The sequence below is a fragment of the Caballeronia sp. dw_19 genome, assembly GCF_018449515.1.
Classification (GTDB): Bacteria; Pseudomonadota; Gammaproteobacteria; order Burkholderiales; family Burkholderiaceae; genus Caballeronia.
On the sequence record NZ_JAAVUQ010000020.1, the window covers coordinates 134793 to 151032 of the forward strand.

The 16240-nt window shown below is 56.1% G+C and carries 12 protein-coding genes and 2 pseudogenes; 8 read left to right on the forward strand and 6 right to left on the reverse strand.

Annotated elements, in window-relative coordinates; all coding sequences use genetic code 11:
* The first annotated feature begins 469 nt into the window (after positions 1 to 469).
* Together HB376_RS24630 and HB376_RS24635 are read left to right on the forward strand one after the other, a co-directional pair.
* Positions 470 to 1852 carry an MFS transporter gene (locus tag HB376_RS24630; protein ID WP_255631553.1) on the forward strand — a complete coding sequence of 461 codons (1383 nt, stop codon included), beginning with the start codon at positions 470 to 472 and terminating at the stop codon, positions 1850 to 1852.
* 80 nt (positions 1853 to 1932) lie between these two features.
* Complete coding sequence (locus HB376_RS24635) at positions 1933 to 2373, forward strand: TIGR02594 family protein (RefSeq protein ID WP_255631542.1); 441 nt, start codon at positions 1933 to 1935, stop codon at positions 2371 to 2373.
* Positions 2374 to 2422: 49 nt separating this feature from the next.
* Here HB376_RS24635 and HB376_RS41200 read toward each other — a convergent pair.
* A pseudogene (locus HB376_RS41200) lies at positions 2423 to 2739 on the reverse strand (VOC family protein).
* A gap of 796 nt (positions 2740 to 3535) precedes the next feature.
* On the opposite strand from HB376_RS41200, the gene HB376_RS24640 reads away from it, so the two are divergent.
* The 3 genes and pseudogenes from HB376_RS24640 to HB376_RS24650 all read left to right on the forward strand — a co-directional run.
* Positions 3536 to 4996 (forward strand): DUF1996 domain-containing protein, encoded by a 1461-nt coding sequence (locus HB376_RS24640; RefSeq protein ID WP_213766286.1) that lies wholly within the window; start codon positions 3536 to 3538, stop codon positions 4994 to 4996.
* A 345-nt stretch (positions 4997 to 5341) separates the two neighbouring features.
* On the forward strand, positions 5342 to 6211 hold the full coding sequence (locus HB376_RS24645; RefSeq protein ID WP_213766287.1) for an alpha/beta hydrolase: 870 nt from the start codon (positions 5342 to 5344) through the stop codon (positions 6209 to 6211).
* A 157-nt stretch (positions 6212 to 6368) separates the two neighbouring features.
* A pseudogene (locus tag HB376_RS24650) lies at positions 6369 to 6776 on the forward strand (GNAT family N-acetyltransferase); the annotation flags it as partial.
* Positions 6777 to 8293: 1517 nt separating this feature from the next.
* Here HB376_RS24650 and HB376_RS41205 read toward each other — a convergent pair.
* Entirely contained in the window at positions 8294 to 8587 is a 294-nt protein-coding gene (locus tag HB376_RS41205; protein ID WP_255631543.1) for a hypothetical protein, read from the reverse strand.
* Between HB376_RS41205 and HB376_RS24655 the strand changes: the two genes are divergently transcribed.
* A complete protein-coding gene (locus tag HB376_RS24655; protein WP_255631544.1) occupies positions 8586 to 10274 on the forward strand; it encodes a hypothetical protein in 1689 nt (562 codons plus the stop codon). The two genes, HB376_RS41205 and HB376_RS24655, sit on opposite strands and share 2 nt — an antisense overlap.
* Positions 10275 to 10468: 194 nt before the next feature.
* Here HB376_RS24655 and HB376_RS24660 read toward each other — a convergent pair whose 3' ends face one another.
* Positions 10469 to 11056: a TetR/AcrR family transcriptional regulator gene (locus tag HB376_RS24660; RefSeq protein ID WP_213766289.1), complete on the reverse strand. Its 588-nt coding sequence runs from the start codon at positions 11054 to 11056 to the stop codon at positions 10469 to 10471.
* A 115-nt stretch (positions 11057 to 11171) separates the two neighbouring features.
* Here HB376_RS24660 and HB376_RS24665 point away from each other — a divergent pair, with 115 nt between their 5' ends.
* Positions 11172 to 11921, forward strand: a complete 750-nt coding sequence (locus tag HB376_RS24665) for an SDR family oxidoreductase (protein ID WP_213766290.1) — start codon at positions 11172 to 11174, stop codon at positions 11919 to 11921.
* Between the two features lie 33 nt (positions 11922 to 11954).
* Here HB376_RS24665 and HB376_RS24670 read toward each other — a convergent pair whose 3' ends face one another.
* Together HB376_RS24670 and HB376_RS24675 are read right to left on the reverse strand one after the other, a co-directional pair.
* Positions 11955 to 12755, reverse strand: a complete 801-nt coding sequence (locus HB376_RS24670) for a hypothetical protein (protein WP_213766291.1) — start codon at positions 12753 to 12755, stop codon at positions 11955 to 11957.
* Positions 12756 to 12971: 216 nt separating this feature from the next.
* Entirely contained in the window at positions 12972 to 14087 is a 1116-nt protein-coding gene (locus HB376_RS24675; protein ID WP_213766292.1) for a porin, read from the reverse strand.
* 666 nt (positions 14088 to 14753) lie between these two features.
* On the opposite strand from HB376_RS24675, the gene HB376_RS24680 reads away from it, so the two are divergent.
* Positions 14754 to 15527 carry a YkgJ family cysteine cluster protein gene (locus HB376_RS24680; RefSeq protein WP_213766293.1) on the forward strand — a complete coding sequence of 258 codons (774 nt, stop codon included), beginning with the start codon at positions 14754 to 14756 and terminating at the stop codon, positions 15525 to 15527.
* 55 nt (positions 15528 to 15582) lie between these two features.
* Here HB376_RS24680 and HB376_RS24685 read toward each other — a convergent pair whose 3' ends face one another.
* Positions 15583 to 15870, reverse strand: a complete 288-nt coding sequence (locus tag HB376_RS24685) for a DUF6723 family protein (RefSeq protein WP_255631546.1) — start codon at positions 15868 to 15870, stop codon at positions 15583 to 15585.
* Positions 15871 to 16240: the final 370 nt, after the last annotated feature.

Genomic DNA, 16240 nt, shown 5'->3' on the forward strand with positions numbered 1-16240 from the left:
GCCTGCCATGAGCTAGCTCCTTGTCCATATTGTGGATATATTAATCACTTTATGGACACACTATTCTGCATGCCGACCCTCTCTGTCAAGACGCGGTGATCGTGCAGTGCGTCATGAGTTTCGCTGCTGTGCGTGACGCTGCAAAGCGCCTTGGTCGTGAAGCTTTCAGTAATGAAAGCGTCAATTCGGCTTGATGCCGGCTAGTCGATCACGGTGCATGGACCGATGACATGGAGCTAAGTGTTACGCGATAATGCCGGGCGGGTTAACGCGTATCCAACCGCGCATCTTGTGCAAGACTTCCCGTATTCGCAGGATCCACCGGCGCTGAAAGAGCGCCAATATCAACTACCGCGCGTCGCTCAAGGCGATGTCGCCGCTCAACCTGGGATTCTCGATGAGCAGCAGTTCGTTGCCAACATCCTCTGCCGCTCGCTGGCTGCCTTACATAGTCGCGGGAACGTTCTTCATGGAGTATCTGGATACCACGGTCATCGCAACCGCGTTGCCGCAGATGGCCCATTCGTTTGGTGTCGGCCCGAATGCGCTAAGCATCGGGATGACCGCCTACATGCTGGCACTGGCGATCTTTATTCCGGTTAGCGGTTGGGTAGCTGATCGCGTTGGTTCGCGTACGGTGTTCTTTAGCGCGATCGTCGTGTTCGTGATTGCCTCAGTGTTATGCGGTTTATCGAACTCGGTCACGGAGTTCACGGCGGCGCGTTTGCTGCAGGGTGCAGGCGGTGCGATGATGGTGCCGGTAGGGCGGCTGATCGTGGTCCGCAGCACGGAGAAAAGCCGCCTCATGCAGGCTATCTCCACCATCACCTGGCCGGCTATTGCCGCGCCAGTCGTCGGGCCACCCGTTGGCGGTTTCATCACGACGTACGCGTCATGGCGCTGGATTTTCCTGTTGAACGTGCCGTTCGGAATCTGTGCGCTGGTAGCCGTCGCCATGCTGGTTCCGAACCTGCGTGGCGCCGAACGCAAGCCTCTGGATATAGTGGGCCTTGTGCTTAGCGGCGCAGCCCTGACCGCCATTCTTTACGGCGCCGAACTTGCGAGCCAGCCCGACAGCAATCCATGGATTGCAGGGGGCTTAGTCCTGGCCGGCCTCGTGATTGGCTTTGCAGCGGTTCGCTACGCGGCGGGTCATCCGCATCCGCTGATCGATTTTTCGACGCTGAAGATTCCGACTTATTCGGTAACCGTCCTGACCGGTTCGCTGACGCGGATCGGCATTGGCGCCGTGCCGTATTTAATGCCGTTGCTGTTTCAGATCGGCTTTGGTCTTTCTGCTTTCAAGTCCGGTTTGTTGTTGCTTGCCAGTGCGCTTGGCAATCTCGGAATGAAAGCGCTGACCACGCGAATTCTGCGGCGTTTCGGCTTCAGGTATGTCTCCATTGTTGCTGTGGCCACAGCGGGCATATTTACGATCATATGCGGCCTCCTTACGCCCTTGTCGCCGTTGGCGTGGGTCTTGATCGTGGTATTCGTCTATGGCGTAGCGCGTTCCATGCAGTTTTCGTTGCTGGCCACCCTCGCTTATGCCGACGTGGGCGCCCCGCAAATGAGCGCCGCGAGCACGTTATGGAGCGCGGCTGCACAGATGACAATAGGGCTAGGCATTGCCTATGGCGCCGTCGCCTTGCGGGCTGCCGCGCTGCTTAACGGCGAGACGGCTAGTGTGGATGGCATGCATTTCACACTCGACGACTTCCGGCTCGCGTTTCTGTTCGCCGGCTTGCTGACGCTGCTCTCCGTATGGGGATACTTCAAGGTCGCCCGCGATGCCGGGCAAAGCGTGGGCGGAGGATCGATGCGACAGAATGTGTCGCAAAGGGGCGGTTAGAACGCGAATGGGCCGGTTGAGGAAAGAGAGCATTGCAGTGGCCCCTTGAGTCCGGCGTACAGCGGAGAATGATTGTAGGTATGGCTAATCAAATCGATACGCCTGCATGGTTGTCCCTGGCTTTCTCTGAGCGTGGGGTCGGGCGCTTTGGCCCGGGAGAGAGTAATCCGCGTATTGTCGAATACAACGCGCACACCAATCTGGTGGGCTACGACGACAAAATCTCGTGGTGCTCGTCGTTCCTGAACTGGTGTCTTGCGAATACTGGCCAGCATGGCACGGGGTCCGCGCTTGCGCGTTCCTGGCTTGAGTGGGGCCGGGCTCTAGAGGGTCCCGCTTATGGTTGCGTCGTTGTCTTGTCCCGTGACGATCCGCCCAGCTGGAAAGGGCACGTCGGCTTTTATCTTCGCCACGACGCAGAGGCCATTTATCTCTTCGGCGGCAATCAGCTTGGAGAAGTACGCGAGCTCGACTATCCGTTAGCGTCGGTGCTGGGCTACCGGTGGCCTGAGTCTATCTGAGATTTCTGCAAGGTCCGCTTCGCAAAACTTGCACGGATCGACGCCGCACTCAGGCGGGGTCATGGCAGCACACGCTGAGCTTGTTTCCGTCAAGGTCACGAAAGTACGCGCCGTAATAATGCGCATGATAGTGCGGCTGCAAGCCGGCGGCCCATCGCACGTGCCTCCGTTCGCCAGTGCGATGGCGTGGCAGCGATCGACGGTGTTGCGGTCGTGTGCAAGAAGGGCCGTCATCTGTCCGTTGCCGGGGCTGGCAGTGTTTCCGTCGAATGGCGTTCCGATCAGGAACCACAGGCGTGGCGCGTCGGCCGCGACCCAGCCGAACCTTGGCGAATCCGAATTGCCGTTTGATGATTCGAAACGGATGCTCTGCTTTCTCGTATCGCCGCAGCACTCTTCGTTTTCGATAACTACACAGCAGCAGATCTATCCAGATGTTCCTTACGCTTGGTCGAAAGATTCTTGCCCGCGTATAAAGCAACACGTCGCATTGTGCCCGCTATGGCAAGTCGACAGAACGCTTTTATTTGTTCGTTGAATAGCCGCCGTTTTTATATGGCTCGGGTAATGTCCAAATGTCTTGACCATTACAGCTTATTCACAGCAGAAAGTTTTGAAGAGAACGAAATCCCTTTGGAGGTGGCGTGGATGAATCTTCTACATTGACCCGCACCAACGTGCACATTAAAAACATATCGCATCCTGGTCACGCCAATTGATTTTCGCGAAATAAATGATGACGCTGCAACCGCTATCGTCAATATTGGCACAAAAAATTACAAAATTGGCGCGAATAAAGTACACGCTTGCGTATTAAAATAATTTGACACATGCGATAGAAAGCAGGAGTCGACCAAAAATAGCGCCCCTACCTTGTGAATGGCCGAAACATGCCCGGCCGCTATAAGGTACTCAAATGGCTACATTACCCAGCCTGCATGGCGAACGATGCGGAATTCGTTGCTGCAGGCAGCGATCGTTACATAACGAGAAAAATTGGCCCGATTGACAAATTATTCATCTCAACTTTAATTTAATGTTTTGTGCGTTTAATCAAGTTCAGCGTGCAATATCGCGGCGCGCCGGGGTCGATTAATTCGAAGCTAGCTGTTGCTGGTCATTCGTACCGCGATTAAATCCAAAAAATCGAGAGACTCGGATCATGAAAATTCGTTTAAAGCTTGCGGGTTTGGCAGTGATCGTCTGTACGCTAGTAGTAGCTGCGTGTAACGGGGATAGTTCGGGCAGCGGTGCGGTGGCTGATTCAGTATTAAAAAACATAGCCAATACCGCATCATTGCCCGTTCTGAACGGACAAACCAACGTCCAGTGCAACTACAGTCACACACTTCCGGATGACCCAATCCTGATGCCCGGTATGCCCGGCATGTCGATGCTTCATGACTTCTTTGGTAATATTTCCGCGAATGCAAATACCGTAACAGCCGATCTGTATAACACTCCCGCGAATACTTGCGATAATCAAGCTGACGGTACCTCGTACTGGGTTCCCTCGCTTATGCGCAGCGGGGTAATTGTCCCACCGGCCTATCAAAAAACCTATTATCAGGTGCCTAACGCATCGAATTATCCGGTCACACCCATGCCTCAGGGTCTAAAGTTGATTGCAGGTAGTCCTCTCAATACCGGCCCGAGCAGCGCGATCACTTACTTCTGCAAAGGCGCCGCAACGAAGTACACATCAACGCCTCAAACTACCTGCCCAGCGTGGAGCACTGACCCGGTAAGCGGCGTGCAATTCAACATTGGCATTCAGTTTCCAGATTGCTGGGACGGCCACACAATGACGCCCACCACTACCGTAAAAAACGCAGTTTATAGCACCAATGACGTATGTCCTTCTGATTATCCGGTCCGCATCCCTACCGTGAATATGAACGTGGCATATTTTCTTGGTACCAATACCGACATGAGTGACGTGCAACTATCACTTGACCCAATCATTAACCCGGATGGATCAACCACGCTTCAGTGGGGCAATTTGTTTACTGCTCACGGAGATTTCTTTAATGGCTGGCCGGTGCAGTCAATGCAATACATGACCGACTATTGCTTCAACAAGGGGGTAGACTGCGGCGACTCCATCCCGATGGCCTATAGTGAACCGGACAGCGACGCTTATATCGAAAGTACGCCGAACGATACGCAAAACTACGGAAGTTCGGCTAATTTATATGTGTCCAACATTCCCGGACAACAGCAAATTTCCATGCTCCGTTTCCCGTTGCCTGCTAATGCCGCGACGCTTAACTTCAACGCAGTGAAGGTCAATCTTTACGGGGGTGCCACTTCCAGCGGCGCGAACATGATTTATCTGTATCCAATGGACGCAACTTGGGACGAAAGCACGGTTACCTGGGATAACGCGCCGGCTTGTCCATCGACGGGGCCAAAGGCTCAGTTATACCTCGACAATGCCGTTCAATATCGAGCTTCCGATGTGACGCAGCTCATTAAGAATGCGATTGCAGCGGGCGAAACGGAAGTGGCATTCTGCGTGCGCGGTGGCGTGACGACGCAGTCTTATCTTTTCCAGTCGAAGGAAGGTGCGAACAAGCCCACTTTGCTTTTCGAGCCGGTCATGCAAACGCCGCTGCCGTAACTGAAAACATGGTGTTTAGGGCTCGTTAGCCTGGCAAATCCGCTGCGGTGTGCACGCATAAGCCGAGCACCGCAGCGTTAAAGAAGAGATAAAACCGGTTGCTGCCTGGAAGACCGCGCCTTAGTACCGATGTCGACCCAATATTTCAGTACGCGCAATATCAGGTCGGCGGCGGCACAGGCATCAATGCCAATCCACAAAGGCATATTAAATTCGTATGGCAGCCATCGATAGAATATATTTTACATTTCAATCAACGCTTTGTACTCTGTGCGCTTTTCTGGTCGATCAAGTTGGCACGCTGGGGAAATTCACTTGGGCTGCTTAGCCCGACAGGAGCGTTGAATGTTTCAACATAGGCCGCATCACCTTCTATTGCGCATGTCGCTTGCAGCCATTTGCTGTGCCTTCGGCACCCATGCCTTCGGACGTGAGATGGAGATGCACCACTCCTCACCGGACAGTGCCCAGGCCGTGGAGGTATCGTCGGCCGGCGAGGGCGTAGTGGAAGACCTGCCTTTGCAAGGCGGAGGTTTCCAGCGTGTTTTGTACACTGCTGCCAGTCGCGGAACAAAAGGCATCATCGTGATGTTTCCCGGCGGTACCGGCGAGATCGACATCGAGAAGAGTGGACAGGTCAGGAATGCGAAGAATTTCGTCGTGCGCTCGGACGATCTTTGGCATGACCGGGGTTATGGCATCGTGCTGGTCGATGCGCTGGATCATCAGTCCATGCGAGGGCAGCGCAGTAGCGCCGCGTACGCAGAGATAACGAAAAAGATCATCGAGTTTGCACATAGGCAGGCGAATGTCCCTATATGGGTGCTTGGTACCAGCCAAGGTTCCATTGCCGCCATGAACGCTGCATCGCATGCCGGAGGAACGCAGCTTGCCGGCCTGATCCTGACCGAGTCCGTGTCCATTCTCGGCGGCTCTCATGAAACAGTTTTCGATGCACATCCTGGCGATGTCCGCGTGCCTTCGCTTGTTGTCGCAAACCTGGATGACAGATGCAAGGTCGCACCACCGTCCATGGCGCAGTCAATCGCGCAATCAATTCGCCACGCTCCAACAGCAGTCCTGACCGTTAGCGGTGGCACGCAAAGTACTCGGGATGATTGCGGTTCCCTGACTCCGCACGGGTACTATGGAATCGAAGAAAAGGTGGTGGATGGCATTGTGGACTGGATGCAGAAAACGCAAAACCGGCCGTGATGTTAAGGGGTTTTGGCAACAAGCAGGGCGAACGGACAATGGGTCGTTGAGGAGTCGGCCCGACCTTGACCAGGGTTTTGTGATTGCTTCCAATCGGAATCCGTTGTCCGGGTTTGACTTATGATCAAGGCCCTAAAAAGCAAAATTGCTGGCTATGATCCCTGACGCTTCCCATAATATTCAACCTACACTGACCGGCCCCACTATCGAACTTCGTCCTCTGCAGTCATCGCATCAGGAGGCGCTGGTGGACGCCGCGTCAGATGGTGAATTGTGGACCATGAAGGTGACGGTCGTTCCCGGTCCCGAGACGGCAGGGCAATACATTGCCACTGCGCTAGCCGGTCAGCAGGCCGGAACTGTGATGCCGTTTGTTATTGTCAAACGAGAGACTGGGCAGGTGGTGGGCAGCACCCGGTTCTGGAAGATCGATCGCGTTAATAGAAAGCTCGAAATCGGCCATTCCTGGCTGAGTGCCTCGGTGCAACGGTCGGGTATCAATACGGAAGCGAAGTACCTTCTTCTGACCTACGCGTTCGAAACCATGAACGCTGTGCGCGTCAAACAACGCTTTTGCAGTACAGCAAAGCGCATTGTTGCTGCATTTTTAGCCTTCTGAAAACCGTATTAAATATGAAAGAAATAAGTAAGATTTAATTAATATAAGGATTATATCGCGCTATATTCATTTTCTTAAGATTAATGTGGAAACCGGTTCGGTTATATTTACCCATAATATTAACAAAAGGTAACGTCATACAATTAAGATTGGATAAATAGTCATTCATTCGTTTGAGTACGGAGAATTGAGAAGGAAATTCCGCATTTTCCTCTCTTCTGGGATAGCGGCCGTTCAGCACATGATGCGTGAGAAACTATTACTTATTTCCAAGTCTTTGCGAACGTTACACAGATGAAACGTTTTTTTGCGAATATAATTCGTCCATCCAAAGTGGACTGTAACTAATACCAGATCGCTGCAAGAAGACTTTTATATCAGAAGCATTTACCCAATATGGAATTGATCGCTGCCTTCGACGCGCGAAGCCTGCGCCTGCCTGATGGACTGATATCGCGGTGCAGCATTGACGCAGCTTGTCTCGGGTAACCCTCGTTGCGACGGTATGACGTCTTCTCAGGGCGCGCAACCAGCGCTCTGTGAGAGTCATGCGTGCGGCGCCAGGGCGGCCGGGAGAGGGGCTCGAAGCAGGAGTTGGCGATCAGGTATGCCGTTATCTGTCAGGGCTGCGCGTTTTTTTCGATGACACGGAATTGTTTTTACATTTTGTATAAATAGGTATGCAAACGACTTGAGCGAAACCAACAATCACTGCGTTGCTGACAACGCGGCGTACGGCGACCGATGTCCGTTTCGTAGAGGTTGATGAAGCCTCCGGGGGATGATCGCGCGTGCGGCTCAGCCGCAGTCGGGCGTGTAACAGCAGGACGATTTAGCCCGGCTGGATCCCTCGAAGCAAGCCTGGTTCCCCGTCTTTGTGACCCTGTCAAGACGGCTGGGATAAATTCGCCATTAATTAGGATGACATATTATATGAAGAAATATTTCATGTAATTGACCGGTTCTCCATACACGAGAGCCTTGGGTCAGCCGAGAACCAGCGGAGTCAAGCGCGCGTTCGGCATCGACATGTCGAAGGGCGCCGTTTCTGCAGCACGTCAGCGATCAGCCGCATCCCCCAGGATAAATCTCTCAGCTCCACAAAAAACGCGAACGCGGGACGACTTCGGTCGATCTTGTCGATCCTCGGGGAATACTTGTAGAAGTACAACAGGGATTACGATGAAATATTTAAGACTACTTCCGATTTCTATCGCAACGACACTGGCTATGTTCGGTGCCGGTAACGCCCAGGCGCAAAGCAGCACCATCACCGTCAGCGGCGTGAAATATACGTTCTGCGGCAGTGAGAACGACAACTGTACGTTTTCCGGCAAGGGATCCGTAGTGTTCGGCGCGGTTCCGCCGAACTCGCCGACCACCATGCTGACTAGCCCACGTACCTTCACAAACGGCGTCGGCTGTTATGTCGGCGCTGTCTCGCAGACTGATCCCGCTTACGGTTACGGAAAATCGTGCTGGGTCAGCCTCGCAGCCACCACACCGCCGGTTACGACTCCGCCAGTGACAACGCCACCGGTCACCACGCCACCGGTCACCACACCGCCGGTGACAACGCCACCCGTCACGACGCCGCCGGCTACCACGCCACCCGTCACGACGCCGCCGGCTACCACGCCACCGGCCACCACGCCGACTCCAGGTACTGCGGCCATCTCATGCGGCTCGCCTACGCAAACGTCAGGCGGCACCGCTAATGGCTTGATCAGCGCCGACACGCCGACAACCGACGGCATGCGCATTTTCCCGAATAACACAGCATTCAACATAGCGGTCACGACCAACTCGCCGAAGGCAGACACGGTCATCTGGTCGGTCGCTGACGCGAACGGCGCGATCAAGACACAGGGTAGCTTCGCCGTGAAGTCCGGTGTGCAGACCGCCACGATGTCGTGCAAGTCGACATGGTCCGGTTATGGCTCGATCACTGCGACGTTGCAATCTAACGGTGGGACGTTGCCGAATATGGGCACGCGTCCAATGGGCATTGCCACGTTCGGCGTGTTGCCTAATCTCACCTCTGTCCTTGGCACGGTGACGTATGCACACCAGGACCAGCATCGGTTCGGTATGCAGGGTTTCAACGACAACATTGCCGCGTTGCACGATCTGGGAATTTCCTGGACCATCGACGATCGCGAAGTGTCGGCCATGGAGCCGAACGGCCCCAACACCTATACGCCGAGCGTCAGCGACCTGGACCCGTTCTACAAGGCTAACCCTGACCAGATGCGCATCGTGCGTCTGGACGGACTGCCGGCATGGGATTCGAAGACGGGTCAGTTCAACGACAGCTACTATGCGCCGTCGAACATGACCGAGTTCCAGAACTTCATGGGCCGCGTGGGTACCGACACGAGCCTGATCCGTGCCGCCAATTACCCGAACCAGCAGAACAATTACTACCAGGTGACCTGGGAGCCAAGCCTCGGATGGGCTGACAGTCAGGCAAACTTTGTCGCGATGTACAAGGCCGCGTATCTGGGCTTGCACTCGACCGATCCGAACGCAGTCGTGATGGGTCCCACCAACCCGTTCCCGGCCAATTGCGACACTTGCACGACCGGCTACCTGCAGACCTTCGGCGCGCTCGGCTTGTGGAACTACATCGACGCTGTATCGACGCATGGCTACTGGAACGCCGGCACCTATCCGTCCCATCCGCCTGAATTGCAGGACTCGGATCCGAACCCGGCTAACCAGGCCAACGCGCTCGATAACCTGATGACTCAGTTGCGTGCCGTCATGCAAGCCGGCAAGCCGAACATGAAGCTGTTCGTTACCGAAGCGGGCACCAGCTACGATCCGGGCGTCAACTACGGACCTACGCAACCGTCGCAGAACCAGCTGTTTGCTCAAGCTGCGGTCGGCGTGCGCTCGCACATCATTACCCTCGGTGGCGGCGCACAATTGTCCACGCTGTTCTATGGTGCGGACTATCCTGGCGAGACTGGTTACGGCACGTTCTTCGACCTGAACGATGCCCAGGGCGCGTACGGCGCATCGAATCTGTCGCCCAAGCCCGAAGCACTTGCATTCGCCGCGATGACCCGGGTGCTTGACGGCACCAATACGCTTGGCCGAGTAACGGGTACGCCCGCCGGGACATACGCGTATGCGTTCCAGCAACTCGGCAACGGCAAGGTGGTGACGGCCTTGTGGACACACAGCAATGCGCAGTGGCCGGCATCGGGCGGACTCTATAGCCAGACCTACTCGACCAGCTACTCGCTTCAGGTGGACGCTGCCGGCGCGTCGGGCAACGTGACGGAGATCGACGGTTACGGCAATGTCAGCACGGTTCCCTATACCAACGGCAAAGTGACGCTGACGCTGACTGAAGTCCCGCAATATATTGTCTCGAGTAACGCGACGGTTGCCAAGGCCAACGCTACGGTTCCGGTCGGGTACACGGGTCAGTAACACTTGATGTAACCACGCTTGGGGCGCCGCTGGTGACAGCGGTAGCCCGTCAGAAAAAGCCAATGCCTCGCGATTGAACGCGAGGCATTGGCTTTTATGGTTCCGATTCCGGCTCAGGTAAGCAGGCTTTCGGCCGGCACGTAGGCAAACCCAAGGTCGCGTGCAACGTCCAGATTGCTGTGCTGCTTCCCCGGTCATTCGCCCTTCTTGCCAACGCAGGATTGAATTGCCTCCGCCACGATCGTTGCCGCCTTTCGCCGCGCGGGTCCCACCAGCGAAGGGGATTCCAGTCCATGACGCATCGTTGCAAGGCCGAGTACATATGACGCGATCAGTGCAGCGCGGAGTTCACTGTCACGCCCTCCAAGGAGCTTGGCTAGCGGTCTGACAAATTCCGCGTGGAACCGCTCGGATACCATCGCGGCGACGGCAGGGCTGCCGGTTGCCCGAAGCAATACGCGCAATGCGTCGAAGGATTCACTGTCGTCCGCGTTGTCCAGAACCTGTGCAACGAGATGTATGCCGAGATTGCTCATGTTGTCCGGCAGATGCTCCTCGATGTGAAAGCCTCCCTCGATCGCTTGCGCAAACAACTTTTCCTTGCTGCCGAAGTACCGGTTGACTAGCGCCGCGTCCACTCCAGCGTCGGCCGCGATATCGCGCGTGCCTACGTTCTCATAGCTCTGCCGGGAAAACCGCACGCGTGCCGCGCTCAGGATGCGTTCGCGTGTGTGTGCGGCATTGCGTGAGGGGAGCGCGTCGTCTTTCGGAGTGTCTTTCACGTGGAGAGCCTGGTTATTGCGGGTCGATTTGCATTTTGTCATCGAGTGTTGACAGCGACAAGCTCAAGGAACAATACTTCGTGTCATCAATTGATGACATAGGGATGAAGTCGGCATGACCGAAGGCAAACTTGACGGCAAGGTGGCGGTGATCACGGGTGGCAGCAGCGGGATCGGGTTGGCGACAGCGCACGTATTCAGACAGCAAGGCGCACAGGTGGTTATTGCCGGGCGTAATGAGTCGACGCTCGTAGCAGCCAGGGACGCGATAGGCGGCAATACGCTAACCGTATGTGCCGACGTCGCGAAACCGGACGATCTTCATACGCTGATGCAGACCGTTGGCGAATGCTTTGGCCGGATCGACGTTTTGTTCGCCAATGCAGGCATGTCTGAATGTCCCGACATACTGGATACCGATGAAGCCTTTTTCGATCGACTGATGGGCGTGAACGTCAAAGGTGTTTTCTATGCGTTCACGCATGCTTTCCCTTGGCTGGCGAAGAACGCTTCGGTCATCTTCACGAGTTCCGTCATTCAACAACGCGGCCGGCCGGGCGATGCGCTCTACGGCGCAAGCAAGGCTGCGGTTCGCAGCCTTGCCCGCACGCTGGCGGCCGATGAGCGGGTTCTGGCGCAACAGGTGCGTATCAATGTTGTCAGTCCGGGCGCGATCCGTACGCCACTCACAACGGCTGCCACCGACAACCCCGACGTTAGCGCGTGGGTCGAATCCCAGGTGCCAATGGGACGTTGGGGCGAAGCGGACGAAGTCGCGCGCGCCGTGTTGTTTCTGGCATCAAGCGATGCGTCGTACCTGACGGGCGGCGAGATTGCAGTCGACGGCGGATTGGGGCAGATCTAAGCCTGCCGCCACGAGCAAGAACATAGCTACCGTTCAATCTCGCGGCGCCGGCACGGTGAGCGCCTCGCCCGTGCGTGCATGTTGTGCATGTGCAAGGCGTTTCGTGGTCCATTGCACGGCCATTGCCAGGATGGCGGCTTCGACAAATGCGAGCGAAGCCGCTTGTCTGGGAAGCGCGAAGATAAGGTAGAGGCAGAAGGCGGCGAATGAGAACCGGCCGAGTACCATGCCGCGCAAAAGCGACACGACGAAGTCAGGGCCATGCGCCCGATGAGACGAGACAGAAAGCACGATCCCCAATAGCGGGAACACCGCAAGAAGTCCGCTCCATTTAGCCCCAAGCGCAGACGACAGCGTAGTGACCGCGACCGTTAGCACAGCGCCGGCAATCATGCGTCCAGTGAGGTCGTTACGGCTAAGCGGCGCAACCGTGACAATGGCGTTGCTGCGAGGGAGAAACGTTTGCCCAAACGCAACGGCAATGAGCGCGGCCGCAATTGCCCACGCCGGGGATGCCGGCATTGAAGCCAGGGCAATCGCCGCTATGAGCCAGCTTCCCAGTCCAGTTGTCAGGGCAATGGGCCAGGAGCGGGATCGGCAGGTCCACGCATAAGCGAAGTTGAATGCCTCGGAGGCGAGTATGGCGGACAGAGACAGGGTAGCCGCATGCGCTCCGAAAACCGGTCCCTGATCCAGGACCAGAAGGAACAGGATAGGTCCGGCAACAAAGGGCAATCCTGCAAGCCAGCCGGCGATAGTCGGACCCCACCACTTACCCGACATGGAAACGACCAGGAGAAAAAATGGGACTAGCGTCAGCTTTAGCGCGAGCATGGCAAGCCAGGCGGATTTAAAACCGGATCGTACACGAGTTCGTCACGCGCTTAGCCGGCATCGAGGCAATGTCTATTGAACGGCGCTTCGCTCTAACAAATTACTGCCTCTATCTGCTAAGCTCGGCACCCCGATAAACACCACAGCCAAAGACTCGCCGCGTCAATCGATGCGTGCAGCCGCCAAGTATCGGTGCACGCATCGATTGGTGGATCGCTAGAAAAGATGCTGGATCCCGGCGTATGCGCCGGACTGGCTATGACCGGGGAGCGGGTTGTCGGTGCTGGTTGTATCGCCGAAGGAATTAGCGTTCAAGCCAAAGTTCGCATTGGCGCTGTTGCGGGCGGTCGCAATCTGGAAATCGAGCAGGGTACGCTTCGTCAGGTTGTAGGTGCCGCCGACCGTGTAGATGGTCGCGTTGCCACCGCCGTTGTTTGCATTGACGTGATACACCGCTGCAATAAGCGCGGCCGCTGGCGTAGCTTGCCATGTCACGCCGCCCCATTCCTGGCTGGTGACCGTGATGCCGCCCGACAAAGCACCGGAACTTGAATGCGATTGCTGATAAACCGCCTGAAGCTTGAATTTCCCTAAGAACACGTTGATGCCGCCGAAGTATTCACGCGAGAAATTGAACACATCGTCCAACGTTCCATTAGCGGCGTCGCGCCATTCGTCGTAGATTGCGCGGATCTGGAAAACCGGCTGTGTATAGGTTAATTGGATAGCGTCCGCGCGGCCTTGTCCGGTAGTGCCGTTGCCATTCCAGTTGGTCGCGTTGGACAGCGCGTATTGCCCGCTGACGTCAAAGCCTGCAATGGTAGGAGACTGGTACGAGATGTTGTTGCTCGTGTGATTCCAGTTGCGACCGCGAGCGAGCGATGCTGACGACCAGTTGCTTTGCCCAAACGGGTCGAAGTCCCAGACCCCGTTCGAGAGGAAAAGCTCTTTGCCAAGTAGCACCGTACCAAAGCGGTCGTTGGCAATGCCCACCGTTGCATACCGGTCGAACAAGCCGTTGTTTGAAGGGCCTTGACCGGTCATGGTGTTGAATGCGCCCTCAAGGTGAAATATGGCCTTGGTGCCTCCGCCAATATCCTCCACGCCCTTGATGCCCCAAAGACTCGTTCCCCAGTCTCCGCTTTCCGCCCTGAAGCGATGACCGCTTCCGGTCGATGCGCCGGTCGCAGGGTTTTGTCCAGTGGGTACGCCAGTCATGTACTCCAGGCCCGCGTCTATCCGCCCATACAAGGTCACGCTGCTTTGAGCACACGCGGCCGCTGCGCAAGTAGCCAGCACCGATGCCAGCGCAACGGCTGTGAGTTTGTTCATGTCTCCTCCAATGGTCTATTTGGCTGCGTCGCCGGTTTAATCGACGTTTTTATTGCGCAGCGGTCGTCATGTTTTTTGCGTTTGTTGAGCGAACAACGGGTAAAAAGCCCCGGATCTCTTGGGTAAATCCAGGGCTGGCCGTGGAGGCAGGGGAGGATTTTCCCCCACGGATGAAAATGTTCACTAAGTTATTCAAACATCAGCATTAGATAAATGCGGTTAGTGAGAATAGATTTTTGTTGGTATACGAATAATCCCGCATGTTGAAGCGGCAGGACACCGGATTGACCGGCGGCAAAGGGAGAAATGAAACGTAGGCTTGATGTGCTTGTCTTCGACGCGGCGGCGCAAGGGCAACCTCGTGAACGTTCGCGTCGGCAGGGCGGCGGGCAATCACCGCTCGGCTTGCCTGAGTATTTTTTGTGTCGCTAAAGAGAATAGAATCTGCCCGGGCAGGGCATCGCTTATCGCACGAAGCCCAAACAACCGATAAAGACACACGAACGATTATCCGTCATGTAGTTGCAGGCGATTCGCACAGGAAAACCGGAGCATGTAACCCGTTGCCTGAAGTCGTCGAACTAGCATACAGGTCGCCCTATTATTCAACACCGCGACAGCGCTTGACGACAATTACAGATGCCTTTCGAGGAGAAGCGTCACCAGATGGATATCAACTTTGAATGCACCATGTGCGGCAAATGCTGCCACGACCTCAAGTTGCCCTTGAGCGTTGACGAAGCACTCGCATGGCTTGAGCGCGGCGGCGATATCCAGTTTCTCTGTGAAGCCATTCCCTGGCCTGAGGAACCGCCTGCCGACAATCTGCAGGCGCAGCATAAACGGCGCCGATCGTTCGCCGCTTCCAGCGGCGAACTGCCCGTGCGTGTAGTCGTGGTCCTGGCGGCATCGTTCGAGGGTCCGTGTCCGAACTTGCAAGCAAACATGAGTTGCGCGGTGTATGAGCAACGCCCGACTGTCTGCCGGATCTATCCCGCGGAGATCAATCCGTTCATCGAGTTGAAGCCTGAGCAGAAGGAATGTCCGCCGGAAGCGTGGGCCTCGGACAAGCCGCTTCTGATGAGCGCACAACAGGTGGTCGATCCCGAGACGTTCGCGTTGATCGCCAAATCGCGTGCGGCCGACGTGAGCGACGCACCGGCCAAAGCGCGCGCATGCGCCGATCTGGACATTGATGTGGCAGCGCTGGCCAACGAGGGACTGGTGGTCTACTCGCCGCCTGGCGACCTGGTCATCGCCGCGTTGAAACGTGCTCGCGAGAACGGTGACGCGAGCGAGGACGTGCCGCTATGGAAGGTCGTGTCGAACCGTCGCGAAACCGTGGACACGCTCACGTCCATAGGCGCGACAGGCGTTCATTTCGTGAAAACGGACGCGCCTGCATTCGATTACCTCGGGTTCTTTCCCGCCTCGGCGTGATCCTCAATCAATGCCAGGACCGGTCGATCAGGATTGATCCGGGTTCGCGCTTCTCTCAATCTTCCGGATTGGCGATATCACTAGCGACTATCTGCTCGCCGCGCATGACTGCCGCCTCGCGCGCCTCTTCTCGAGAAGGGTACGGTCCGAGCACGGGTGCTCCCTGGAACGGGAACAACAGGCGTCCATCGGTTTTTCTAATAACCTTTAGTGTTCCTACAAACAATCCGCCGGCGTTGATCTGATACGACGCGTACACCGCGAAATCCTCAGGGCACATGCGTTGGCCTGATGCCCGGTTTTGTAGATGGGTAACAGATAGGACAATTTTCGGCTTTTTCATGGCTTTTTACGCGTTTCAAGCGTGCCGTAGATAGGCGTGGCGTGTGACCAGCCGAGCGCGGAATCAGTCGATTCTTCGTGCTTGGGGGACATCACGACGTTCACTGCAATTCACAACACTTAACGTTGAGCAATTAACAGTCCGCGCTCGCAGTACGCTTCCTGCCCGGGTGCCAAGGCATATGCAGGGTGACGGTGAACGGCGAAATGCCTCGGGTCGGGCGGCGTTTCGAATGCTAAAAATCCGCGCTATCGGGACGCGCCTGCCATGCTTCCATGGCATGGGGGTAATGGGTCAGTGAGCACAAGCCCGCGGACACGGGCCGGCACGCGTGTCCAACCCCGGCGTGCTTCGATTCACGAGAGGCCTG

Bases quoted from the DNA above. Each gene is read 5' to 3' on its own strand.
- HB376_RS41205 (WP_255631543.1), bottom strand. From the start codon at position 8,587: ATGCCGTCGGTTGTCGGCGTGTCGGCGCTGATCAAGCCATTAGCGGTG.
- HB376_RS24630 (WP_255631553.1), top strand. From the start codon at position 470: ATGGAGTATCTGGATACCACGGTCATCGCAACCGCGTTGCCGCAGATG.
- HB376_RS24680 (WP_213766293.1), top strand. From the start codon at position 14,754: ATGGATATCAACTTTGAATGCACCATGTGCGGCAAATGCTGCCACGAC.
- HB376_RS24665 (WP_213766290.1), top strand. From the start codon at position 11,172: ATGACCGAAGGCAAACTTGACGGCAAGGTGGCGGTGATCACGGGTGGC.
- HB376_RS24640 (WP_213766286.1), top strand. From the start codon at position 3,536: ATGAAAATTCGTTTAAAGCTTGCGGGTTTGGCAGTGATCGTCTGTACG.
- HB376_RS24675 (WP_213766292.1), bottom strand. From the start codon at position 14,087: ATGAACAAACTCACAGCCGTTGCGCTGGCATCGGTGCTGGCTACTTGC.
- HB376_RS24645 (WP_213766287.1), top strand. From the start codon at position 5,342: ATGTTTCAACATAGGCCGCATCACCTTCTATTGCGCATGTCGCTTGCA.
- HB376_RS24685 (WP_255631546.1), bottom strand. From the start codon at position 15,870: ATGAAAAAGCCGAAAATTGTCCTATCTGTTACCCATCTACAAAACCGG.
- HB376_RS24655 (WP_255631544.1), top strand. From the start codon at position 8,586: ATGCGCATTTTCCCGAATAACACAGCATTCAACATAGCGGTCACGACC.
- HB376_RS24670 (WP_213766291.1), bottom strand. From the start codon at position 12,755: ATGCTCGCGCTAAAGCTGACGCTAGTCCCATTTTTTCTCCTGGTCGTT.
- HB376_RS24635 (WP_255631542.1), top strand. From the start codon at position 1,933: ATGGCTAATCAAATCGATACGCCTGCATGGTTGTCCCTGGCTTTCTCT.